The 21,009-nt window shown below is 61.5% G+C and carries 22 protein-coding genes; 9 read left to right on the top strand and 13 right to left on the bottom strand.

Annotated elements, in window-relative coordinates:
* Positions 1-32 precede the first annotated feature (32 nt).
* Positions 33-1,142: an endonuclease/exonuclease/phosphatase family protein gene (locus AC1DPR_RS04275; RefSeq protein WP_112666261.1), complete on the bottom strand. Its 1,110-nt coding sequence runs from the start codon at positions 1,140-1,142 to the stop codon at positions 33-35.
* Positions 1,143-1,228: 86 nt separating this feature from the next.
* A complete protein-coding gene (xseA, locus tag AC1DPR_RS04270) occupies positions 1,229-2,818 on the bottom strand; it encodes an exodeoxyribonuclease VII large subunit (RefSeq protein WP_477815795.1) in 1,590 nt (529 codons plus the stop codon).
* A 217-nt stretch (positions 2,819-3,035) separates the two neighbouring features.
* Here xseA and AC1DPR_RS04265 point away from each other — a divergent pair, with 217 nt between their 5' ends.
* Entirely contained in the window at positions 3,036-3,374 is a 339-nt protein-coding gene (locus AC1DPR_RS04265; protein ID WP_477815794.1) for a spike base protein, RCAP_Rcc01079 family, read from the top strand.
* A gap of 50 nt (positions 3,375-3,424) precedes the next feature.
* Positions 3,425-3,661 (top strand): hypothetical protein, encoded by a 237-nt coding sequence (locus tag AC1DPR_RS04260; RefSeq protein ID WP_018855216.1) that lies wholly within the window; start codon positions 3,425-3,427, stop codon positions 3,659-3,661.
* A gap of 3 nt (positions 3,662-3,664) precedes the next feature.
* Here the strand turns inward: AC1DPR_RS04260 and AC1DPR_RS04255 are convergent, their stop codons facing one another.
* Positions 3,665-5,506, bottom strand: a complete 1,842-nt coding sequence (locus AC1DPR_RS04255) for a hypothetical protein (RefSeq protein WP_477815793.1) — start codon at positions 5,504-5,506, stop codon at positions 3,665-3,667.
* Positions 5,507-5,661: 155 nt separating this feature from the next.
* Between AC1DPR_RS04255 and AC1DPR_RS04250 the strand changes: the two genes are divergently transcribed.
* Entirely contained in the window at positions 5,662-6,675 is a 1,014-nt protein-coding gene (locus tag AC1DPR_RS04250; protein WP_477815792.1) for a glycosyltransferase, read from the top strand.
* The gene (locus AC1DPR_RS04245; RefSeq protein WP_018855219.1) at positions 6,672-7,049 is read left to right on the top strand and encodes a GtrA family protein; all 378 of its coding nucleotides are present in this window, start codon (positions 6,672-6,674) and stop codon (positions 7,047-7,049) included. The genes AC1DPR_RS04250 and AC1DPR_RS04245 overlap by 4 nt, the downstream gene beginning before the upstream one ends.
* 2 nt (positions 7,050-7,051) lie before the next feature.
* Here AC1DPR_RS04245 and AC1DPR_RS04240 read toward each other — a convergent pair whose 3' ends face one another.
* A complete protein-coding gene (locus AC1DPR_RS04240; RefSeq protein WP_477815791.1) occupies positions 7,052-8,038 on the bottom strand; it encodes a Gfo/Idh/MocA family protein in 987 nt (328 codons plus the stop codon).
* Positions 8,039-8,217: 179 nt separating this feature from the next.
* Here AC1DPR_RS04240 and AC1DPR_RS04235 point away from each other — a divergent pair, with 179 nt between their 5' ends.
* On the top strand, positions 8,218-9,168 hold the full coding sequence (locus tag AC1DPR_RS04235) for an aldo/keto reductase (RefSeq protein WP_018855221.1): 951 nt from the start codon (positions 8,218-8,220) through the stop codon (positions 9,166-9,168).
* Positions 9,169-9,180: 12 nt separating this feature from the next.
* Complete coding sequence (locus AC1DPR_RS04230) at positions 9,181-9,624, top strand: GNAT family N-acetyltransferase (RefSeq protein ID WP_018855222.1); 444 nt, start codon at positions 9,181-9,183, stop codon at positions 9,622-9,624.
* Here the strand turns inward: AC1DPR_RS04230 and AC1DPR_RS04225 are convergent.
* Positions 9,614-10,231 carry a hypothetical protein gene (locus AC1DPR_RS04225; RefSeq protein WP_025658617.1) on the bottom strand — a complete coding sequence of 206 codons (618 nt, stop codon included), beginning with the start codon at positions 10,229-10,231 and terminating at the stop codon, positions 9,614-9,616. The two genes, AC1DPR_RS04230 and AC1DPR_RS04225, sit on opposite strands and share 11 nt — an antisense overlap.
* A 158-nt stretch (positions 10,232-10,389) precedes the next feature.
* Between AC1DPR_RS04225 and AC1DPR_RS04220 the strand changes: the two genes are divergently transcribed.
* The gene (locus tag AC1DPR_RS04220; RefSeq protein ID WP_018855224.1) at positions 10,390-10,884 is read left to right on the top strand and encodes a YciE/YciF ferroxidase family protein; all 495 of its coding nucleotides are present in this window, start codon (positions 10,390-10,392) and stop codon (positions 10,882-10,884) included.
* A gap of 39 nt (positions 10,885-10,923) precedes the next feature.
* Here AC1DPR_RS04220 and AC1DPR_RS04215 read toward each other — a convergent pair whose 3' ends face one another.
* The gene (locus AC1DPR_RS04215) at positions 10,924-11,814 is read right to left on the bottom strand and encodes a LysR family transcriptional regulator (protein ID WP_018855225.1); all 891 of its coding nucleotides are present in this window, start codon (positions 11,812-11,814) and stop codon (positions 10,924-10,926) included.
* A gap of 125 nt (positions 11,815-11,939) precedes the next feature.
* Between AC1DPR_RS04215 and AC1DPR_RS04210 the strand changes: the two genes are divergently transcribed.
* Entirely contained in the window at positions 11,940-12,935 is a 996-nt protein-coding gene (locus AC1DPR_RS04210) for an aldo/keto reductase (protein WP_018855226.1), read from the top strand.
* A 101-nt stretch (positions 12,936-13,036) separates the two neighbouring features.
* Entirely contained in the window at positions 13,037-13,396 is a 360-nt protein-coding gene (locus AC1DPR_RS04205) for a nuclear transport factor 2 family protein (RefSeq protein WP_018855227.1), read from the top strand.
* Between the two features lie 279 nt (positions 13,397-13,675).
* Here AC1DPR_RS04205 and pheT read toward each other — a convergent pair whose 3' ends face one another.
* The 7 genes from pheT to AC1DPR_RS04170 form a co-directional block, all read right to left on the bottom strand.
* Positions 13,676-16,099: a phenylalanine--tRNA ligase subunit beta gene (gene pheT / locus AC1DPR_RS04200; RefSeq protein ID WP_018855229.1), complete on the bottom strand. Its 2,424-nt coding sequence runs from the start codon at positions 16,097-16,099 to the stop codon at positions 13,676-13,678.
* Between the two features lie 15 nt (positions 16,100-16,114).
* Entirely contained in the window at positions 16,115-17,197 is a 1,083-nt protein-coding gene (gene pheS / locus AC1DPR_RS04195; protein WP_018855230.1) for a phenylalanine--tRNA ligase subunit alpha, read from the bottom strand.
* 274 nt (positions 17,198-17,471) lie between these two features.
* Entirely contained in the window at positions 17,472-17,876 is a 405-nt protein-coding gene (gene rplT / locus AC1DPR_RS04190) for a 50S ribosomal protein L20 (protein WP_007798644.1), read from the bottom strand.
* Positions 17,877-17,915: 39 nt separating this feature from the next.
* A complete protein-coding gene (gene rpmI, locus AC1DPR_RS04185; RefSeq protein WP_007529267.1) occupies positions 17,916-18,119 on the bottom strand; it encodes a 50S ribosomal protein L35 in 204 nt (67 codons plus the stop codon).
* Positions 18,120-18,350: 231 nt separating this feature from the next.
* Positions 18,351-19,703, bottom strand: a complete 1,353-nt coding sequence (locus tag AC1DPR_RS04180) for an ATP-binding protein (protein WP_018855232.1) — start codon at positions 19,701-19,703, stop codon at positions 18,351-18,353.
* The gene (locus tag AC1DPR_RS04175; protein ID WP_018855233.1) at positions 19,700-20,365 is read right to left on the bottom strand and encodes a response regulator transcription factor; all 666 of its coding nucleotides are present in this window, start codon (positions 20,363-20,365) and stop codon (positions 19,700-19,702) included. The genes AC1DPR_RS04180 and AC1DPR_RS04175 overlap by 4 nt, the downstream gene beginning before the upstream one ends.
* A gap of 5 nt (positions 20,366-20,370) precedes the next feature.
* A complete protein-coding gene (locus AC1DPR_RS04170) occupies positions 20,371-20,916 on the bottom strand; it encodes a PepSY domain-containing protein (RefSeq protein ID WP_477815790.1) in 546 nt (181 codons plus the stop codon).
* Positions 20,917-21,009 lie beyond the last annotated feature (93 nt).

Raw genomic sequence — 21,009 nt, 5'->3', positions numbered from 1 at the left:
ATCGACGGACGGCAGCCTCCCTGTCTTTGGCCTCAGATGTGCAGGTCAACCCAGATGGCGGCATGATCCGACGCCGCGTGTTTCGGCTCGGTGAGTTCCGGATAGGTCTCCCAGCGTTTCGGCCGGCTTCCGGGCCAGGCGCCCTTGCGGAAGACACCGCCTCGCTCGACCTTGTCAAAGAGCTTCGGCGACAGGAACAGGTAGTCGATCTTGTTTCCGGCGTTGCCAAGACCGAAGGTCCCAGGAAAGCCGCCGTCATCGAACGCGGGATGCGTAAAGGCATCCTTCAACGTGCTCTCCTTCAACGGCGCCAGCGGGGCGCTATCCGGCGTGTCGTTGAGGTCGCCGATCAGTGCGATGTGGTCGAATCCTTCCGCGAGACGCTTCTCGTAGATCTCGCGCGCCCGCTGCGCTTGCGCGTGCCGGCGAGCATCGGAGGACTGAGCGCTGCCGAAACCCTTGCTCTTGAAATGATTGACCATGACAAGCAGCGTCGTTCCCCCGGGCGTCGTCACGTAATATTCGGGGCAATCGCGCGAGAAGATCGGGTTGCTTGCCGCGTCCCTGTCATCGACATGGCTGCGCATGATGTCGAGCGCTAAACCCTTTCGGGTCATCAGCCCGACATCGATGCCCCGCTCGTCATTTCCGTCGATCACCATGACCTGCGTGAAGGGGTTGCCGCCAACGGCCGGCAGCACCTGGGTGTTGAAAGCGGTGAGCACAGGCCGGCTCTCGACTTCAACGATGCCGAGAATATCGGCCTCGAGATCACTCATGACGCGCGCCGTGTTCTGCATGGCGATCTCGTTGATCGGCTCGTCACGCAATTCCAGCGATCCGACCCAGTCGATGCGACCGTTGGCGGTGATGACCACACCGCCGGCTCTCGGCCGTTTCAGAAGACTGCCCCTGTTGCGCCGAAGAATGACGAAGGGACCCGTATCACTCTCCTCCATGCCGAGCTCGATGATCAGCGTGGCCATGCGCGCCTTGTCGGCTTCGCTGTAGGTCACCTGCCCCAGCAATTTCTCCAGTTCGGCAAAGCGGTCGAGAACAACCCGGCCGTCGGCCCAGGTTTCCAGGTTCATCGCCTTTGCGCGGTCGAACAGGTTTTCGACATTGAAGGATGCAAGTCTCATGTCACGTCCTCCCGTTTATCGAGGATAATGACACGTATATGTTGCATTTCAATGATGTCGCCCAGGATTGGGTCGTCAGCACCTATCTAGAAGAGAGTGCCTTGCTTTGGCGGCGCCTGCTCATCCTGTGGTTTTTGTGCTCGTTTCTTCGGCGTGGATGAAGACGGGAGCCCCTCGGTGGTCACCGCGCCGACGCGACCATCCGCGAATTGGATTGAGATACCCGAGCCTGCGGACAACATTGCAGCCTGTGACACCGGCCTATTCTCATCGTCCCGGATAACTGCAAAGCCGCGCTTCAAGACATTCTCGTAGGACAACGACTGCAGCACGCGATACTGCGCCGCGACCTCGCCGCGTGCCCGCGTCAGCTGATGCGCCACCGCTGTGTCGGCGTGACGCGATAGATTGGCGAGACGGTCGCGCAGCCGCGATGTCTGCGTCTTCAGACGAGCCGGCAATGTCGCAAAAATAGCATCCGCACGACTGACTGGAGCTCTGGAACGCTCGATAAAACGCTCGATCGTGCGCTCCGCACGCGTGATCCGTTCGTTGAGATACTGGCGGCGCTCGGTGATGCGGTTCGAGAGGACATCGGGCCGCAAATGCGCCGCCGTTCGCTCGAAGCTGCGGCGCTTGTTGATCGTGTTGAGTTCGAGGCCGCGGCCGAGACCGGCGGCAGCCTCGTCGAACCGGCGACGCGGCAGCGCCAAGAGCTGATCCAGCGACGGCAGCGCGCGGACCAGCGCCCGGACGGACTGGCGATGGTGATCCATGCGGCGGCTYATGCAACCCTGTAGGCGGGCGCCAAGAGCGGCCGTCTGCGCCTCCAGTTCGGCCTTCACGGGAACGGCCATTTCAGCCGCACCGGTCGGGGTCGGTGCACGCACATCGGCAGCGTAGTCGATCAGCGTCCAATCCGTTTCGTGGCCGACCGCAGAGATCAGCGGAATCTGGCTTTCGGCCGTCGCGCGAACGACGATTTCGTCATTGAAGCTCCAGAGATCCTCGAGGCTGCCGCCGCCACGCGCGACGATCAGGACATCAGGGCGGGGCATGTCCCCACGCGTCTCGAAGCTATTGAAGCCTCGGATGGCATTGGCGACTTCCTCGCCCGAGCCTTCGCCCTGCACCTTTACCGGCCAGACAATGACATGAACCGGGAAGCGATCGGAGATGCGGTGGAGAATGTCGCGAATGACGGCGCCTGTGGGCGACGTCACGACACCGATCACCTTTGGCATGAAGGGAAGCCGCCGCTTGCGGGACGGGTCGAACAGGCCCTCGGCGCCAAGCCGGCGCTTGCGCTCTTCGATCAGCGCCATCAGCGCGCCGGCGCCGGCCGGCTCCAGCGTCTCGATGACGATCTGATATTTCGATGAACCCGGGAAGGTCGTGATCTTACCGGTGGCGATTACCTCCATCCCTTCCTCGGGACGGAATTTCAGCCTTGAGAAGTTGCCCTTCCAGACGACGGCATCGATACGGGCCCGGTCATCCTTCAAGGAAAAATAGGCGTGACCGGAAGAGTGCGGGCCCCGGTATCCGGAAATTTCGCCGCGCACGCGCACCTGGTCGAAGGCTGTCTCGACCGTGCGCTTGATCGAGCCGGACAGCTCCGAAACCGAGTACTCGGTAAGATTGCTCGGCGAATCATTCTCGAAGACGTTGCTCATGATCCTGTTCTAGCCGATGAGGCGGCAAAGAGCAGCCTCCAAAGGGGGATGATTTTATGCGCTCTTCCGTAGCCAAAGCCGGCGGCACCCTTATTTTTCGTTCAGCATCAACAGCTTAGATCGGCCGAACCGGAAAGCAGGCGAATCGATCACCTCTCCGTTTCCCCCGGCAATCCTTGCGGAGCGAAGATCGGACAACCGACAAGAGGAGTTTTCCATGTCCGATCGTTTCGCCTCCCATGGCCCTTCGCTCACCGGTCCCGCTAGCGCCGGTTTCGCCATCATCCCCAATGACAGTCTTGACCTCGTTGAGATCACGAGGGCAGTCTATATCGGCATCGGTGGAGACCTTGTCGTGACCGTGGCGTCTGGGCAGGCGCTCACCTTTGCTTCGGTTCCAGACGGCTCGGTCCTGCCACTTCGAATCTCTCGGGTCCACGCCACCGGCACCACGGCAGAGAGCATTCTTGGGCTGACCTCGCTTGCCTTTGTGCTGCAGGCCGGAATCGTGCCGGTTGCAACCACTGGGGAAAAAGGTAATAAGCCGCGAGATTAATTGTTCGGTAAGATGGACACGCCTATGCTGCCGCGACTCAGGAGAGGCTGATGATCGCTCTGACGACCACAACACTTGGTTTCGCTACCGCGCCAATGCGCTCGATCTTTTCGATGGTGTTGGTCGGCTGCCTCATCTGCGTCGCCTATGCTGGTGCGGCCTGGGTCTCATCCACATCCATTCTTGATCTTGCGGCCGCCATCGTCTGCTATGACGCTGGTCTCATGATCTGCCTGCTTGGCCTCTACGCCTTCGATCGCAGCCGGGACCGCCGACGCTTCATCTAGGCCTTACGAGCCGGTGGGCATGTAACGGAAGAGCCGGATGGGCGCGCCCCCGGGCGTCGGTATGGATTGCAGGTAAGCCGGAACGACGCCCTTCGCCAGTTGCGAATAGAGGCCGTCCGGCTTCATTTTCGTAAGCTCCCTGGTCTGCGGATTGTCGGCGCAATAGGCAAGGACCGTAGCCCCGACCCCCTTCAGGAAGGCCTCGGCTTCCTGCGGTTCTGCCAGGCCAATATGTATTTCCGTCAGCATGCCGCCCTGGTTTCGATGATACGGCGCCGCCAGTATGCGATTGCCGGTAAAGCGAAGGATCGACACACCGACGTCCGACGGCGCGACCACCAGGCCGGCCGGCAAATCGGCCAAAGGCGCGATGGACGACTTCGACGAGCAGGACGGTTTTGCGGGTGCGGTCTGCAGGATGCTTTCACCATTCCCCATCTGCATGCCGATAAGCCCCCCCGCTAACCCCCACACCGCCGCCACGCTTAAGAGAACCGTGGAAAGGTAGCAAAAGGCGGCCGCGACATCTTCGCTGTCACTGGCCGATAACCGGCGCATGTCGATGATCAGCAATGTCAGCGGCAGGATTGCAAGAAGATTGGAAAACGCGGTGCCGCGCACTTGCACCGCGGCGATTGTCCAACTGACGGCGAGAAGGGACAGCAGAACAAGATGGACCCGCACGCGATCGCCGTAAGCGAGGCGGAACACGCAGACGGCAAGCGCAAAAGCCCCAGTCGAATAGTAGAAGCCAAGCGTAAAAGGGTCCTGCCAATTGGCGCCAAGGATCGACTGTGCCTCCTGCACGCGGTCCAACCAGAGCTCGACAAGAAGCGGATCGAGGTCGGCCAGCGGACTATGAAGGCACTGCGGAGCGATCGTGACGGCGGAGACGAGCACGACCGCGCCGATCCCTGCGACGGCCGCAAATCGCAGCAGTCGGCTCCGTCCGCTCGCGAACGTGGCGGCAAAGAGCAACAGCCCGCCGCCGATGGCCGCAAGACTGTAATAGCCGAGCGACAGGTTATCGCAGGTCACGGCCGAATAAAGCCTTGGCGGTACGGTTCCGACGAAAAGCAGGCTGATGGACAGAGCCAGGGCGAGCCCGAAAGCCTTGGCAGCGCGCGCGAACGGCTCGCCTTCCCAAGCCCACGAAACGGCGACGACAACGCATACCACCGCCACGAACGGCGTCGTTTCAGCCCCAATCGCGATCGCCATCGCGGCCGCCAGCCCGGCGACGGCGTAGCTGAGCGGCCGATGGTTTTCGTCGAGCAACATCGCCGTCATGATGGCGACCAGTGCAAACTGGACGTTATGGTGGTCGATGGCGCCCGGCAGAAAGCGGTTGTTCGGAACCAGGAGCAGAGCGGTGAGCCCCAAGGCGACATGCATGCCGAACGTGCCGCCGATGCGGCGGCCGGCAAGTCCCATGGCCCACAGGCTCGGAACGATCAGCGACAGCGGCCAGACGGCCAGCGCAACCGCCTCTGCCCGCTCTTGCGGGAAAAAGAAGCCGAAAAACCGGATCAGCGTCGCGATCGGAAGGTCGATCAGCCGGGACCAGTGCATCAGCGTACCATCACCGAGTCCCATGCGGTATTGCATGAGGTCGAACCAGCCCTGCCCATTCAGGAAATCACGCACTTCGACAAGCCGCATGCCGTCATCATTATCGGCGCCGACGTAGTCGGTCGCGCTAGGCAGCTTCAGAGCGAGGATCGCGGCAATAAGGACAGCGCTGTAAAAAAGCACCGATGGCCATAACCGGGTCATCATGGCGCGCAGCTTGGCGAACGGCGATGCCGATGTGGAACCAGGGATCATCTGGGCTACATTCGTCATGAAGCGGATCTCACCGTTTGAGTGCCAAGATCCTACCGTTCGCCGGTCAAGAAACCGTAAAAGTCCTGCTCACGCGCAGTTTTCGCCGGCTCCATAGCCACTTGTTAACGCGCGCCGTCTATTCTTGCCGAGATTTCTTCGCCGCGGGTGTGATCATGACCGGATCGCGTATCGACAATCTGAATATTGCCGTGCTCCTGCCCTGCTACAACGAGGCCTCGACGATCGGCGCCGTTGTCCGGGGATTCAAGTCTGCGTTGCCGGGCGCCCCCATCCACGTCTACGACAACAACTCCACGGATGGCACGGCACTCCACGCGATGCTTGCAGGTGCCCACGTGGTGCGCGAACGTCGGCAGGGCAAAGGCCACGTTGTCCGGCGCATGTTCGCCGACATCGACGCCGACATCTACATCATGGCCGATGGCGACGGCACCTACTCGCCCGACGATGCTGAGGAACTGATCCGCACCCTGCTGACGGAGCGCGCCGACATGGTCGTCGGCACACGGCGCGGCGTCCATTCGGATGCCGGCAGGCAGGGGCATGCCTTCGGCAACAAGATCTTCAACATGTTGTACCGGACGATCTTCGGTACCGATTTCACCGATATCTTCTCGGGCTACCGCGTCTTCTCGCGACGCTTCGTCAAGAGTTTCCCTGCCGTCTCGGGAGGCTTCGAGATCGAAACGGAAATGTCCGTGCATGCGTCGCGTCTGAAGCTGCCTGTCAGCGAGCTGGAACTGGATTACGGCCGTCGGCCGGAAGGTTCTCACTCGAAGCTTTCGACCTTCAAGGATGGCGCCAAGATCCTCTGGATGTTCGCGATGCTGATGAAGGAAACGCGGCCCTTCGTGTTCTTTGGCATCATCAGCGCGATTTTTATGTCAGCGAGTCTCGGATTCATGACGCCCGTCCTCTTCGAGTATTTTGAAACGGGTCTCGTCAGCCGAATGCCGACATGGGTCCTGTCTATGGCACTGATCATGGTGTCGTTCATGATGTTTACCGCCGGCGTGATCCTCGATTCCGTTTCGCGCGCCCGCGCAGAGCAGCTTCGCATCCACTATATGAGCCTTATGGCTCCGCGCCCGCGCGAGCAGACACCCTTGCTGGCTGATGATCTCGACGATTATCATCAACAGTCGGCCAAGATCAGCACCAGATGAAGAAGCTGCTCCGCTTCGGGATTGCTGGCGGCCTTGGCTTTATGGTCGATGCGGGCGTTCTTGCGCTCTTGCTGCATATCACGCCGCTTGGCCCATTCATTGCTCGCGTGATCGCGATCGCTCTGGCAATGGCAGCGACGTGGATCTTCAACAGAACATTCACCTTCGATCGCTCGGGACACTCGCTCGCCGTCGAGGGATTTCGCTACGGCTCCGTCGGGGTGACGGCGGCGCTGGTGAACTATGGGCTTTATTCGGCGCTGCTGCTGCGGCTACCTGACTTGCAGCCACTCGCGGCGATGGTTCTTTCCACCGCCGCGTCCACGGTCTTCAGCTTCGTCGGCTATTCCCGCTTCGTTTTTCGAGGCGACTGAGCTCAGACGGGCTCCCAGCCGTCCTTCTCGCTGGCGCGGTAGATCGCATCGATGAACTTCTGGCTGAGCTTCGAGCTCTCCAGCGTCACCACCTCTTCATTCTCACCCTTGGCAGCGCGCGCAAAGGCCTCGGCTTCGCGCTTGTACTGGCGGCTGTCGGGGAAGCGGAAGATCGTTGATTCATTGTGGCTGCGGTTGGTGAGTTCGATCTCCTCGGCGCCCCAGCGGTCAGCATTGAACGGTGACTTCACCTCGATGAAGCCGTCGGTGCCATGGAAAACCATGACCTGGCGGTTCGCCATCTGGGTAGCGATATAGAAGGTCAGTTCAAAATCGCCGAAATCGGCCTTGACGCTGGAATAGATGTCGGTGCCGAATTCCGGGTCGCGGCGGGTGACGGCCTGGACGCGCAGCGGCTCCTTGCCGGTGGAAAAGCGTGCGCCGATCGTCGGATAGACGCCGATATCAGGCAGCGCGCCGCCGCCGAGTTCGGGAATGTTGCGCATGTTGCCGGGGTCGCGGTTGAAATAGGTGAAGGCGCCCTGAACATGTAGGATTGTGCCAATCGCGCCGTCCGTTATCAGCGAGCGAACCTTCCGCCAGACCGGTGCGTAGGTGACCATGTAGGCTTCGGTGATGAGAACCTTGTTGCGGTCGCGGGCGGCAATCAGGCTGTCGATCTCGTCTGCCTTGAGCGCGATCGGCTTTTCGCAGAGCACGTGCTTGCCGGCATCGGCGGCCTTGATCGTCCACTCGACGTGCTGCGAGGTTGGCAGCGGAATATAGACGGCATCGATCTTGTCGGAAGCGAGCATCTCCTCGTAGGAGCCGAAGGCGTGCGGAACGGAAAAACGATCCGCCATCTCGCGAGCCCTCGCCAGATCGCGGCTCGCAACGGCCGTCACGACGCAGTTTTCCGCATCCTGAATGGCGGGTACGACGAGTTCACGGCCGATCTTTGCGGTCGAAAGAATACCAAAACGCAGCATAGCCTGGGTCCTTCTGGTTCGATTTTTGCGCACCTTAGTAAGCCGGCCACGGCGGCGCAATGGCGCGATCACAAATCGCGGAGTTGGTTTCCATTCGTTCGAAGCCACGCTAGGTTAGACTTCGGCGGTGTTCTGCCGCGTCAACGATTTCAATCAATCCTGCACTTTAGGAGAGCGCTATGGATATGCGCCGTCTTGGAAAAACCGGCCTTTCGATCGCCCCGATCGTCTTGGGCGGCAACGTCTTCAGCTGGACCGCCGACGAGAAGACGTCCTTCGATATTCTCGATGCCTTCTTCGACGCGGGCTTCAACACGATCGACACGGCCGACGTCTATGGAGCGTGGGTGCCGGGCAACAAGGGCGGCGAGTCCGAGGAGATCATCGGCAAGTGGCTGAAGCGCGGCAAGGTGTCCCGCCACAAGGCTGTCGTCGTCACCAAGGTCGGCTCCGACATGGGTCAGGGCAAGACGCTGAAGGAAACCTATATCCTGAAGGCGGTTGAGGATTCGCTGCGCCGGCTGCAGACCGACTATATCGACCTCTATCTCTCGCATTGGCCGGACGAGAACACGCCCTATGAGGAGACGCTCGGCGCCTTCGCCAAGCTGAAGCAGCAGGGCAAGATCCGCGCGATCGGCTGCTCCAATCTCGACGCCACGCAGCTTCAGGCGTCCTTCGATGCCGCCGAGAGGGCCGGCGTGCCGCGCTACGATGTCATCCAGCCGGAATACAATCTCTATGCACGCGCGAGCTTCGAGGGACCGCTGGCTGATCTCTGCGTCAAGGAAGATATCGGCGTCATCACCTATTTCAGCCTTGCCGCCGGCTTTCTCTCCGGAAAGTATCGCACGAAGGCCGATACGGAAGGCCGCGCCCGCGAAGGCCGGGTGGCGCAATATCTCGACGACAAGGGACTGCGCATTTTGGCAGCGCTCGACAAGGTCGTGGCGGAAACCGGCGCCAAGCCGGCAGAGATCGCGCTTGCCTGGCTGCTCAGAAAGAAGGGCGTGACGGCGCCGATCGCCAGTGCTACCAGCCTGTCGCAGCTTCAGAGCTTGACCAAGTCAGCGACGCTTTCACTCTCCGATGACGCGATGGCGCTGCTCGACAGGGCCGGCGCCGCCTGACGGGAGGGACCGATGACCGTGACGATCCGCGATGCGAAGCCCGAGGACGAAGCGCGCTGGCGCGAGCTTTGGGCCGGCTATCTCGCCTTCTACGAGGTCACGGTCGATCCTGACATCACCGATGCGACATGGCGCCGGGTCTTCGATCCGGCGTCTGCGATCTTCATGCGTGTCGCCGAGGTGGACGGCAAGATGATGGGTTTCACCCTCAGCCTGACGCATGAGGGCACCTGGATCCGTGGCAAGGACTGCTATCTCGAAGACCTCTTCGTCGATCCGGCCGCACGCGGAAAGGGTGCGGGCCGCGCCTTGATGGACGATCTCGTTTCGCTCTGCAAGAAGAACGGCTGGTCGCGGCTCTACTGGCACACCAGCGAACAGAACAAGACGGCGCGGGCGCTCTACGACAGCTATGTCGAGAACGACGGGCACATCCGCTACCGCATCAATTTCTGAGCGGCGGGAAGCCCTCATACAAGCCGGCGTGGCTGCCCTCCCAGTTCCCCATGCCCGGCTTCGTCAGGATGCCGCGTGGCCTCACATAGCTCTGGATGACCCGGCGCGGGCGTTCGTGCCATTGGATGTTGAAGGCCCAGAGCTTCGGGAAGAAGCAGAGCGAGGCATAGGGCAGATGATCGTGGATCCACCATGCCAGCCTCTGCCAGTCCTCTTCGTTGCTGTAGTTGTCGACCATCCACGGGACGACGACACAGGCGGTGGCACCCATGCAGCCATCGAAATCGCGCAGGTCCCAGATGTGATCGGCGGCCGTCGCGGCATTTAACGAGCAGTTGAGGTTGTTGCGGTTGCCGAACTGGTTGACCTCAGGCGAGCGATAGCCGGAACGGATGTGCAGCCGGCCGAACGTCGCCTGCAGCGGTTCCAGCAACTCCTCGCAGAGCCGCCTTCCCGCTTCGATCGCCAGATCGGGATTTTCGGGGATATTCGGAATGCGATAGAAATCGGCGATTTCGGAATGCAGGAAATCACGGAGGAAGAAATTCTTCGAAAGGCGCGCACGCCCGAGTTCCTCCAGGCCCTTCATCGATCCAGGTTTCTTCACGAAAAGCTCCCGTTGGTTGAACGTCTCACTCTGCCTCCCCCGGCGATCAACGCAACCCGAAAACGACCGGAACAATTAGCTACCTCTTGTCTTTCCCTAGCGTCCGTAGCTCCCCACCAAGGAAGCGCGGATCCCCCACACCCAGGAAGGTAGAGACAATGGCCAAAGAAAAGACCCTCGACGATCTATTCTACGATACGCTCAAGGACATCTATTTTGCCGAGCGGCAAATCCTGCGCACCCTGCCGAAAATGGCGCGGGCGGCTCAATCGCAAGAGCTGAAGGCCGGCTTCGAAAAGCATCGCGAGCAGACCGAGGGACATGTCGAGCGCCTGCAGCAGGTCTTTGACCTCGTCGGCAAGCGCGCCCAGGGCAAGACCTGCGAGGCGATCCAGGGCATCATTGCCGAGGGCGAAGAGATCATCGATGAGTTCAAGGGCTCGCCGGCTATCGATGCCGGTCTCATCTCCTCTGCGCAGGCAGTGGAGCACTACGAGATCGCCCGCTACGGCACGCTGAAGACCTGGGCGCAGACCCTCGGCAAGAAGGACGTCGTTGCCCTGCTCGACAAGACGCTGCAGGAAGAAGCGGCAACCGACAAGACATTGTCGAAGCTGGCCATGACGGCTGCCAACCAGAAGGCCGCGGCCTGACCGTCGATCCGGCGGGATGCCCAACGGCATCCCTCCGCTTCACCCGACATAACGGAAGAAGTCGATGAAGGCACGCAGAGCTGGCCGCATCTGGCGCCGGCTCGGATAGTAGATGAATGGCCCCGGATAGGGCGAACACCAGTCCTCCAGCACACGGACGAGCTTGCCGCTTGCCAGTTCGTGCTCGACGCGCAGGTCGAACAAATAGGCGAGCCCCACGCCATTCAGCGCCGCGATCAATCCCAGCCTGTCCTCACTGACGATCAAGGGACCATCGACTCCCACAACCAGCTCCTGGCCGTCCTTTTCGAATTCCCAGCGATAGATCGTGCCGTTTGTAAAACGCCGCTTGATGCAGCGGTGGTGAACCAGATCGGAGGGATGCAAGGGTTTCGGGTGCCGCTCAAAATAGTCGGGAGAACCCGCAATCACCGTGGTCAGATTCGGCGAGGCCCGCACGGCGATCATGTCCGCCTCGAGGCTCTCCTCCAGGCGAATGCCGGCGTCGAATCCTTCCCGAACGATATCGGTGAACCCATCCTCATTGGCGATTTCGAGCGTGATATCAGGATAGCGGTTCAGGAATTCGCCAAGCCGCGGCGCAAGCAGGATATCCGAGGCAAAACGCGGCGCGGAGATGCGCAGATTTCCGGCCGGCCTTCCACCCGCCTCGGTGACCGCTTCTAGCGCGATCCCGATTTCATCAAGCGCCGGCTTCAGGCGCTGCAGCAGCAGACGCCCCTCCTCCGTCGGCGCGACACTGCGCGTCGTCCGTGCCAGCAGCCGGACGCCGAGGCTTTCTTCCAGGCGCGAGATCGCGTGGCTGACGGCAGATGGCGCAATTTCCAGCTCCTTGGCGGCCGCGCGAAAACTTCGTCGTTCGGAAACGGCGGCGAGAACGACGAGTTGGGCAAGCTGCGTGCGGTTCATTGATCGAACGATTAGAACAGCCTGTTACGGATTGCACCTATTTTTTGAAGGCTGATGGGGCGCTAGGTTTCATCAGTACCCGGCATCGACCGTGGTTTGACCTTTCGCTCACAAAGGAGCCCCGCATGAAAACCCGCAAACTCGGAAACGACCTTGAAGTCTCTGCCGTCGGCCTCGGCTGCATGGGCATGAGCTTCGCCTATGGCGCCAGTGACGAAAACGAGTCGATCAGGACGCTGAACCGTGCCGTCGATCTCGGTATCACCTTCTTCGACACGGCCGAAATGTACGGCCCCTACACCAATGAAGAGCTCCTCGGCCGGGCATTGAAGCCCGTGCGCGACCGCGTCGTCATCGCCACCAAGTTCGGCTTCAAGCTGGATCCGAATAAATCCGGCGCCGCAGCCCTGACCGGGGTCGACAGCCGCCCGGAAAACGTGAAGCGAGTGGCAGAAGCCTCTCTGAAACGGCTCGGCGTCGAAACGATCGACCTTTTCTACCAGCATCGTGTCGACCCCAATGTGCCGATCGAGGAGACCGTCGGCGCGATGGCCGAGCTGGTACGCGAAGGCAAGGTTCGCGCACTCGGCCTTTCGGAAGCCGGCAGCGCCACGATCCGCCGCGCCCATGCCGTCCACCCCATCGCAGCACTGCAGAGCGAATATTCGCTCTGGACCCGCGACCCGGAAAACGGCGTTCTCCACACCTGCCGCGAACTCGGGATCGGCTTCGTGCCCTATAGCCCGCTTGGCCGTGGCTTTCTGACGGGCGCGATCCAGAAGCCGGAGGATCTTGGCGCCGACGATTTCCGGCGCCAGCTGCCGCGCTTCCAGTCGGACAATTTCGACGCCAATGTCGCGCTCGTGGCCAAGCTCGAGGCACTCGCTAAGGAGAAGGGCGTGACCACCGCACAGCTGGCGCTCGCCTGGGTCCTGCACCAGGGCGACGACATCGTGCCGATCCCGGGCGCTCGCAAGGTGAACCATCTCGAGCAGAACGCCGCCGCAGCCGATATCGTGCTGAGCAAGACGGAGCTGACCGAACTGACAGAGACCATCTCGCTCGATAAGATTGCCGGCAAGCGCTACTCCGACGCGTCGCTCGCGATGACCAACCTCTAGCCGAAAGGCGGAGGCATCGATTGCCCCCTGCCGCATCCGGCGATCTTGCCGCACCCATTCGCTGCACTATGCTATTGGGCATGTTCCTGGCGAGGTGAGACATGTCGGACCAGCAGGCAATCGAAGCAGTCGTCCATCTCTACGTCGAGGGCATGACCTTCGCCAACGAAGCTGCATTGCGGAAGGCCTTCCATCCGCAGTGCGACATCATCGGGCACTACGAGAACGCGGTCGAGTGGCTGAACCGGGAAGAATTCATTGCCGCGATCGTCGCCGAAGGTTCGGCACCACCCACAACCCAGCCGCACATGGACATCCAGATGCTTGACATCGTCGGCGATGCGGCGTGCGTGAAGGTCAGCGACGATTTCGCCGGCATGCGCTTCACCGATTACCTCTCGATGCTGAAAATCGACGGCCGCTGGACGATCGTCAACAAGCTCTACTATCTCCACACATAAAAAAGCCGGCGAGACGATCGCCGGCCCAGCTTGCTGACAAAGCCTTATAGCATATTGGGATGGAAGCTCTCTCCGTCGTCACCCCGGCCGATGAGCCGGGGTCCAGCGCGCGCAAGTCCTTGCGCGCAAAAGGCCTTTCGCACCACAGGCGCGGTGCCGCTGGATGCCGGCACAAGGCCGGCATGACGGAGAAACCGAACGTTCCGCAAAAAGAACACTTCGTCAGCAGTCGGAGCCGGCGAAATGATCGCCGGCCCTTTGCTAAGGGAGATCTTGGCCTCAGGCTCTGAGAACACCACCGGTGAACTTCGTCACGCTGGCAACGATCTTCTCAGTCAGCGCCTCGAAATCCTCGTCGGTCAGCGTGCGCTCGACCGGCTGGATCTGCACTTCGATCGCTACCGACTTCTTGCCTTCACCGAGTGACGGACCCTCGAAGATGTCGAAGACATTGACTGATGTGACCAGCTTGCGGTCGGCACCGGTCGCGGCCTTGATGATCGCGCCGGCTTCCACCGACTTGTCGACGACGAAGGCAAAGTCGCGCTTGACGGCCTGGAAGGCAGACAGTTCCAGCGCCGGCTTGGTGCGGGTGGCTTTCTTCTTCGGCTCGGGCATGGCGTCGACATAGACCTCGAAGCCGCAGAGCGCGCCCGAGACATCGAGCGCTTCCAGCGTCGAGGGATGGAACTCGCCGAAATAGCCGAGCACGACCTTCGGACCCATCTTGATCGTACCGGACCGGCCGGGGTGGAACCATTCGGGACCGCCCTGCTCGATCTGGATGTTGCCCATCGGCAGGCCGCAGGCTTCGATCACGGCCAGCGCATCGGCCTTGGCGTCGAAGACGTCCACCGGCTTGCCGCCGCCCTTGGCAGCGTTCGACCACATGCGGCCTGCGCCTGACATCGATGCCGTGCCGCGACGGACGCCGCCGGCAACGCGGCGCTGGCCTTCCGGCCGGTCGTTCTCATAGGTGCCGGACACCTCGAAGATCGCAACGTCGCCATAGCCCTTGTCGCCATTCCGCTGGGCAGCCGTCAGCAGGCCGGGGAGCAGCGAGGGGCGCATGTCGGACATATCGGCAGCAATAGGGTTGGCAAGCTTGAGTGCCGGCAAGCCGCCGCCGAAGAGCTTTGCCTGATCCTCTGAGATGAACGACCAATTGACGGCTTCCAGCATGCCGCGCGAGGCAAGCGCGCGCTTGGCGATGCGAGTGCGGATCTGCAGCGTCGTCAGGATCCTGCCGTTGACGGCTGCATGGCTTTCCAACGGCGCCGGCTTGATGTTGTCGACGCCGTGGATGCGCATGACCTCTTCGACGAGGTCGGCCTTGCCATCGACATCGGGACGCCAGGAGGGAACGGCGACGGAAACGCGTTCGCCCGAACCGGTAACCTTGAAGCCGAGGCGCGTCAGGATCTCGGTGCTTTCCTGCGTGGAAACCTCAAGACCCGTCAGGCGCTTGACCTCGGAGAAGGGGAAGTCGACGATCTTTGCGTCATAACCCATGTAGCCGACGACCTCTGCCTTGGCGGCCGTGCCGCCGCAGAATTCGAGCACCAGCTCGGTGGTGCGCTCGAGACCGGGAACCATATACTCCGGATCGACCCCGCGCTCGAAGCGGTAGCGGGCATCGGTGATGATGCCGAGGCCGCGGCCTGATTTCGCGATGTTCATTGGATCCCAGAGAGCGCTCTCGATCAAGACGTCGGTGGTGTTCTCGTCGCAGCCGGAATGCTCGCCGCCCATGATGCCGCCAATCGACTCGATGCCATCGGCATCGGCGATCACGACATTATTCGGCCCAAGCTTGTACTCGCGCTGATCGAGCGCAAGCACCGTCTCGCCGTCCTTGGCGCGACGGACGGTCAGGTTGCCCTTGACCTTGGCGGCGTCGAAGACGTGCATCGGGCGACCCCGGTCGAAGGTCATGTAGTTGGTGATATCGACGAGCGCGTTGATCGGGCGAAGACCGATAGCGAGCAGACGCTGTTGCACCCATTTCGGGCTCGGGCCGTTCTTGACGCCGCGTACGAGACGCAGCGCAAAGCCCGGGCAGAGCTTCGGATCGTCAAGGTCGAGCGTCAGCCTCACCGGCGTCTCGCCTTCAACAGTGAAGGACGGTGCCGGGCGTGTCTTCAGCGTGCCGAGGCCGGAAGCAGCCAGGTCACGCGCGATGCCGTAGATCGAAGTGCAATCCGGACGGTTCGGCGTCAGGTTGATCTCGATCATGGGATCGTCGAGATGCGCGTAGGCGGCGTAGCTTTCACCAACCGGCGCATCCTCGGGGAGATCGATGATGCCATCGTGGCTGTCGGAGATCTGCAGCTCCTTCTCTGAACACATCATGCCGTGGCTTTCGACGCCGCGGATGTTGCCGACGGTGAGCGTCACGTCGATGCCGGGAACATAGGTGCCGGGGGCCGCGAAGGCGCCGATCAAGCCGGCGCGCGCATTGGGAGCGCCGCAGACGACCTGGACGGGGGCGCCCTTGCCGGTATCGACGGAGAGAACCTTGAGGCGATCGGCCTGTGGGTGTTTCTCGGCGGTCAGGATCTTGGCGATGACGAAGGGCTTGAACGCCGCCTTGTCATCGACGTCCTCGACCTCGAGCCCGATCTCGGTCAGGCGGGTGCAGATTTCATCGAGGGTCGCATCCGTTTCCAGATGATCCTTCAGCCAGGAGAGTGTGAACTTCATAATCTCTATCCTCCCTTACGCGCTCAGGCCGCCGAACAGCGTCGGCATGTCGAGCGGGCGGAAGCCGTAATGGGTCATCCAGCGGACGTCGGCGTTGAAGAAGTCGCGCAGATCAGGCATGCCGTATTTCAGCATGGCGATGCGGTCGAGGCCCATGCCCCAGGCAAAGCCCTGGTATTCATCGGGATCGAGACCGCCGGCGCGGAGCACGTTCGGATGCACCATGCCGCAGCCAAGGATCTCCATCCAGTCGGTGCCTTCGCCGAACTTGACGATCGGACCGGAGCGGTCGCACTGGATGTCGACTTCGAAGGACGGCTCGGTGAACGGGAAGAAGGACGGGCGGAAGCGCATCGTCACACTGTCGACCTCGAAGAAGGACTTGCAGAACTCTTCGAGCACCCAGCGGATGTTGGCGACATTCGCCTTCTTGTCGACGACCAAGCCTTCGACCTGGTGGAACATCGGCGAGTGCGTGGCGTCCGAATCCTGGCGGTAGGTCTTGCCGGGGATGATGATGCGGATCGGCGGCTTCTGCGCTTCCATGGTGCGCACCTGTACCGGCGAGGTGTGCGTGCGCAGCACCTTGCGCTCACCGTTTTCATCCGGATTGAAGAAGAAGGTGTCGTGCATCTCGCGGGCCGGGTGGCCTTCCGGGAAGTTCAGCGCCGTGAAATTGTAGTAGTCGGTCTCGACATCCGGACCTTCGGCGATCGAGAAACCCATGTCGCCGAAGATCGCGGTGATTTCGTCGATGATCTGGCTGATCGGATGGATACGGCCGCGCTCGGCTGGCGAAGAGCGTACCGGCAGGCTGACGTCGACCGTCTCGGCCTTCAGGCGCGCATCGATCGCGGCCTTCTTCAGCTCCGCCTTGCGGTCGGTGATTGCGTCGGTGACGGCGTTCTTCAGTGCGTTGATGGCAGCGCCGCGCGTCTGGCGCTCTTCCGGCGTCATTGCACCGAGCGTCTTCAGGAGCTCGGAGACCGAACCCTTCTTGCCGAGCGCGCCAACACGCACGGCTTCGATCGCCGGCTCGTCGGCAGCGGCTGCCACATCAGACAGAAGTTGCTTTTCCAGGGTTTCGAGTTCGGTCATCTTTTCCTGCCTCACAGGGCGTCAGTCTTGTCGATAATTCACGAAAACATGCATCGAATAGCTCAAGCGCCACGATGAAGCGTCGCAGATCACTACCCATGTGCACGCGGCCAATCAACCGGGCACACCACAAAAAGCCCGCGACGTCGAGAGAGGAACGGCCCATCGCGGGCAATGCCGTCTCAATCGCCATCGCGCCAAATGCAAAGAACCCGCGCAAGCCTGGCCAGCGCGGGTCCTAAATCATCGAAGCAAAAGCTCTGACAGCGCCGGCTTAGTTGACGGCTGCTTCAAACTCGTTCTTCGTACCGGCGTCCTTCAGGTACTCGAGAGCCTTCTTGGAGGCAGCAACGAGTGCACCGAATGCTTCAGGCTCATGGATTGCCATGTCGGAGAGAACCTTACGGTCGACTTCGATGCCAGCCTTGTTCAGGCCGTCGATGAAGCGGCCGTAGGTCAGGCCGAATTCGCGGACAGCGGCGTTGATGCGCTGGATCCAGAGGGCGCGGAAGTTGCGCTTGTTGATCTTGCGGTCGCGGTAAGCGTACTGCTTCGAACGATCGACAGCAGCCTTCGCAGCGCGGATGGTGTTCTTGCGACGGCCGTAAAAGCCCTTAGCGGCCTTCAGAACCTTCTTGTGCTTGGCGTGGGCGGTAACGCCTCTTTTTACACGTGCCATTTCATGATCTCCTTAATCTAAAGCGTTCGCGGAATAGTCTTAGAGACCGTTCGGCAGGTAGTTCTTCACGACCTTGCGGCCATCGGGTTCTGCGAGAACCATCGTGCCACGTGCATCGCGGATGAACTTGTTGGTACGCTTGATCATGCCATGGCGCTTGCCAGCAGCTGCAGCCTTGACCTTGCCGGTCGCGGTGATCTTGAACCGCTTCTTGGCAGCAGACTTCGTCTTCATCTTGGGCATTTTGCTACTCCGTTTCTGGACCCCCTGCACTTCATCAAAGAAGCCTTCTTGCGATGCCCGGTTTCCGGCCGTCGCAACAAGGTGCGGGAGCGTTTGTTGTTGATCTGCGGCTCCGGTGATGAACCGTTCCGCAAGCATTCGAAACCGCCACGGCATGCCCTGCCGGTCAGTTCGGACGCGCGCTTATAACCGCAGCGTCATAAAAGTGCAACGGGGCGGCCAATGAATCTTCTAAGCAATGGCGGGAGGCCGGCTCGCCATGGCCGGAAGCATCAATTTCACCTGCAGCCCGCCCCACCGCGAGGCGGAAAGATCGAGCCTGCCGCCGTAAGCCTCAAGGATATCGCCCGAGATCGCCAGCCCTAACCCAGTTCCTGCCGTGCCTTCATCGATCCTGACACCGCGCTTCAGCATCAGGTCGTAGCTACCAGGATCGGCGCCGGGTCCATCGTCGGAAACGCTGAGCACGACATCATCCTGTAAGCGACCGGCGGAAAGATCGATGCGCGTCCTGGCAAAGCGCACGGCATTGTCGAGTACGTTGCCGAGTGCCTCGGCGATATCCGCGGGGTCCGCCTGAACCGTCAGGGCGGGGTCGATATCGAGATGCCAGTCGATCCCTTTCTCTTCGGTGAAAGGCGTCAGCACATTGACGAGCTTTCCTGCAATGCCGAGCAGCGACGTCGTGGCCATTTGCTCCACTCCCATGCGGGCGGCCTGCAGTTGTCGGTCGGCGCGCTGGCGGACCAGCTCGATCTGTTGCAGAGCCGTTTCGCGCTGGTCCTCGGGCAAGGCTTCAACCAGGTGAGACAGCACCGTGAGAGGCGTTTTCAAACCATGGGCGAGGTCGCTGGCACGCGCGCGGGCGCGCTCGATCGCCGTCTCCCGCTCGCTGAGCAGCAGGTTGATTTCACGAACCAGCGGCTTGACCTCGCTCGGCCCCTGCGTGCCGATATGTGAGCTGCGGCCGGCCCTGATATCCGCAACGCGCTCGCGAAGCCGCACCAGCGGGCGCAAGCCCACCCACCCCTGCAAGAACGCCGCGAGGAGCAGCATGCCGCCGGTCGAAAGCAGCATCAGCCGCAACGGCCGGTGATAGCTTTCAAGCGCCGCTTCCATCTCGGGCTTGGAGAAAGCCGCATAGACGGTGAAATTCTTCTTTGCGGCGCCTTCGCCAAGCGCCATCGTCTTCATCGACACCAGCAGCGGCGAGCCATCCGGCCCGTCCGTTTCCCGGAACCCGCAATACATGTCCTTCGACAGGTCATCCGCGGTGATCTCCTCGTCCCACAGCGAGCGAGACCGCAGCGGCTCCTCGTTGCCATCGGGAGAGATCTGCCAGTAGCGGCCGCCGGCGGGGATCTGGAAGCGCGAGTCGGCAGGCTCGTTCTTCAATTCAAGAGCGCCATTCTCCACGCTGAGCCGCGCCGCCAGCGAATCCATCACCGACGTCATTTCGTTGGAATACTGGTCGGCCAGATAATCCGCGAACAGGTGGCTAAGCACCGCCCAGACGAGCATCAACGCCAGCGCGATCGCGACAAGCGCTCCGGCAGCGAGGCGAAAATGCAGCGAGTGGATCACCGAGGTCGCCCCGGAAGAACATAGCCGAAGCCGCGCCGGGTCTCGATGGCGTCGCTGTCCGTCTTCTTGCGCAGCCGCGCCACCATAGCTTCCACGGCATTCTTGGCGGCATCGTCATCACGGCCCTGAACCTGGCTCGCCAGTTCGGTCGGGCTCAGGACCTCACCGGGCTTGCCGATGAAAAGCGCTATCATCCGGTATTCGAGCGGACTGAGATCAAGTTCGCGTCCATCGAAGGTGACGCGCCTTGCGCTTTCATCGAGAGTGAAGCGGTTGGCGGATTTGACGCGCGATGCGATGGCGCCGGTGCGCCGCAGGAGCGCTCTCAGGCGAGCCAGCAGCTCCTCGGTACGAAACGGCTTCGGCAGATAGTCATCGGCTCCCGCATCAAAGCCGTCGACACGCTCCATCCACGAGCCGCGGGCAGTGAGAACAAGAACCGGCGTGTTGATGCCCGCGCCGCGCCAGCGTTTCAGGATCGACAGGCCATCCATGCCGGGCAATCCGAGGTCTAGGATGATGGCTGAGTAATCGCCCGTCTCGCCCTCTTCCCATACGGCAGGCCCGCTTGCAAATACCTCGACGCGATAGCCTTCCCGCCCAAGCTGTTCGACCACATGGCCGGAAATATTGGGATCGTCCTCCGCCAACAGGATACGCATAGCCCCTACCCTCCCAGCAATGCTCCGTTGCGGGCGTCGACTCGCAATGTCCTGATCGCGCCCGTCCCGTCGCGAACTTTCACTTGATACACATCGCCGAACATGGATCGATGGAGATTGACGTCGATGACCCGACCGTAGCGTTTTGCGTCGATCCGCTGCAGAACGGTCTTCAGCGGCAGGATCCGGCCCTCGCGAACGGCGTCGCGCGCGCGATCGGAATCGGTGTTCCGGCCGCCACTGCCGCGGCCGCTGCTACCGCCGCCTCCGCCTCCGCCGTGGTCGTCGCCGCCGTCATCATCCCCGTGATCGTCGTGGCCGCCACGACCGGAATTGGAACTGYCGCTGCCCGAGTTGGAACCCGAGGATCCGGACGAACCAGAGCCCGACGAGCCGCTGCCTCCGCTCGAACCGCTCCCACCGCTGCTGCCGCCGCCATCATCGCTGCCACCATCCTTGGCCTCAGCATGGGAAACGAACATCGGGCCGGCCGCAGAGAGCGCTATGGCCAGCATCAACATCGTCATGAAACTGCGACGGCTTCTATTCATTGAACTTCAATGTACCTCAATGCTTCTGCAATCGCGGAACCTACACTGAACACTTTATCGCGACCAGACAAGGCTCCGATAAACCAGGAACTC

This window comes from Rhizobium sp. 01T417, from assembly GCF_056398905.1.
Note: the sequence above shows the minus strand (reverse complement) of the source record. Positions and strands in the feature narration are given on the sequence as shown.

Excerpts from the sequence above, each read along its gene's own strand:
- pheS (WP_018855230.1), bottom strand. The coding sequence starts at position 17,197 with ATGACCGAACTCGAAACCCTGGAAAAGCAACTTCTGTCTGATGTGGCA.
- AC1DPR_RS04230 (WP_018855222.1), top strand. The coding sequence starts at position 9,181 with ATGACCGTGACGATCCGCGATGCGAAGCCCGAGGACGAAGCGCGCTGG.
- AC1DPR_RS04255 (WP_477815793.1), bottom strand. The coding sequence starts at position 5,506 with ATGACGAATGTAGCCCAGATGATCCCTGGTTCCACATCGGCATCGCCG.
- rplT (WP_007798644.1), bottom strand. The coding sequence starts at position 17,876 with ATGGCACGTGTAAAAAGAGGCGTTACCGCCCACGCCAAGCACAAGAAG.
- AC1DPR_RS04250 (WP_477815792.1), top strand. The coding sequence starts at position 5,662 with ATGACCGGATCGCGTATCGACAATCTGAATATTGCCGTGCTCCTGCCC.
- AC1DPR_RS04265 (WP_477815794.1), top strand. The coding sequence starts at position 3,036 with ATGTCCGATCGTTTCGCCTCCCATGGCCCTTCGCTCACCGGTCCCGCT.
- AC1DPR_RS04275 (WP_112666261.1), bottom strand. The coding sequence starts at position 1,142 with ATGAGACTTGCATCCTTCAATGTCGAAAACCTGTTCGACCGCGCAAAG.
- AC1DPR_RS04220 (WP_018855224.1), top strand. The coding sequence starts at position 10,390 with ATGGCCAAAGAAAAGACCCTCGACGATCTATTCTACGATACGCTCAAG.
- AC1DPR_RS04215 (WP_018855225.1), bottom strand. The coding sequence starts at position 11,814 with ATGAACCGCACGCAGCTTGCCCAACTCGTCGTTCTCGCCGCCGTTTCC.
- AC1DPR_RS04205 (WP_018855227.1), top strand. The coding sequence starts at position 13,037 with ATGTCGGACCAGCAGGCAATCGAAGCAGTCGTCCATCTCTACGTCGAG.
- AC1DPR_RS04245 (WP_018855219.1), top strand. The coding sequence starts at position 6,672 with ATGAAGAAGCTGCTCCGCTTCGGGATTGCTGGCGGCCTTGGCTTTATG.
- rpmI (WP_007529267.1), bottom strand. The coding sequence starts at position 18,119 with ATGCCCAAGATGAAGACGAAGTCTGCTGCCAAGAAGCGGTTCAAGATC.
- AC1DPR_RS04175 (WP_018855233.1), bottom strand. The coding sequence starts at position 20,365 with ATGCGTATCCTGTTGGCGGAGGACGATCCCAATATTTCCGGCCATGTG.
- AC1DPR_RS04235 (WP_018855221.1), top strand. The coding sequence starts at position 8,218 with ATGGATATGCGCCGTCTTGGAAAAACCGGCCTTTCGATCGCCCCGATC.
- AC1DPR_RS04210 (WP_018855226.1), top strand. The coding sequence starts at position 11,940 with ATGAAAACCCGCAAACTCGGAAACGACCTTGAAGTCTCTGCCGTCGGC.
- pheT (WP_018855229.1), bottom strand. The coding sequence starts at position 16,099 with ATGAAGTTCACACTCTCCTGGCTGAAGGATCATCTGGAAACGGATGCG.
- AC1DPR_RS04240 (WP_477815791.1), bottom strand. The coding sequence starts at position 8,038 with ATGCTGCGTTTTGGTATTCTTTCGACCGCAAAGATCGGCCGTGAACTC.
- AC1DPR_RS04260 (WP_018855216.1), top strand. The coding sequence starts at position 3,425 with ATGATCGCTCTGACGACCACAACACTTGGTTTCGCTACCGCGCCAATG.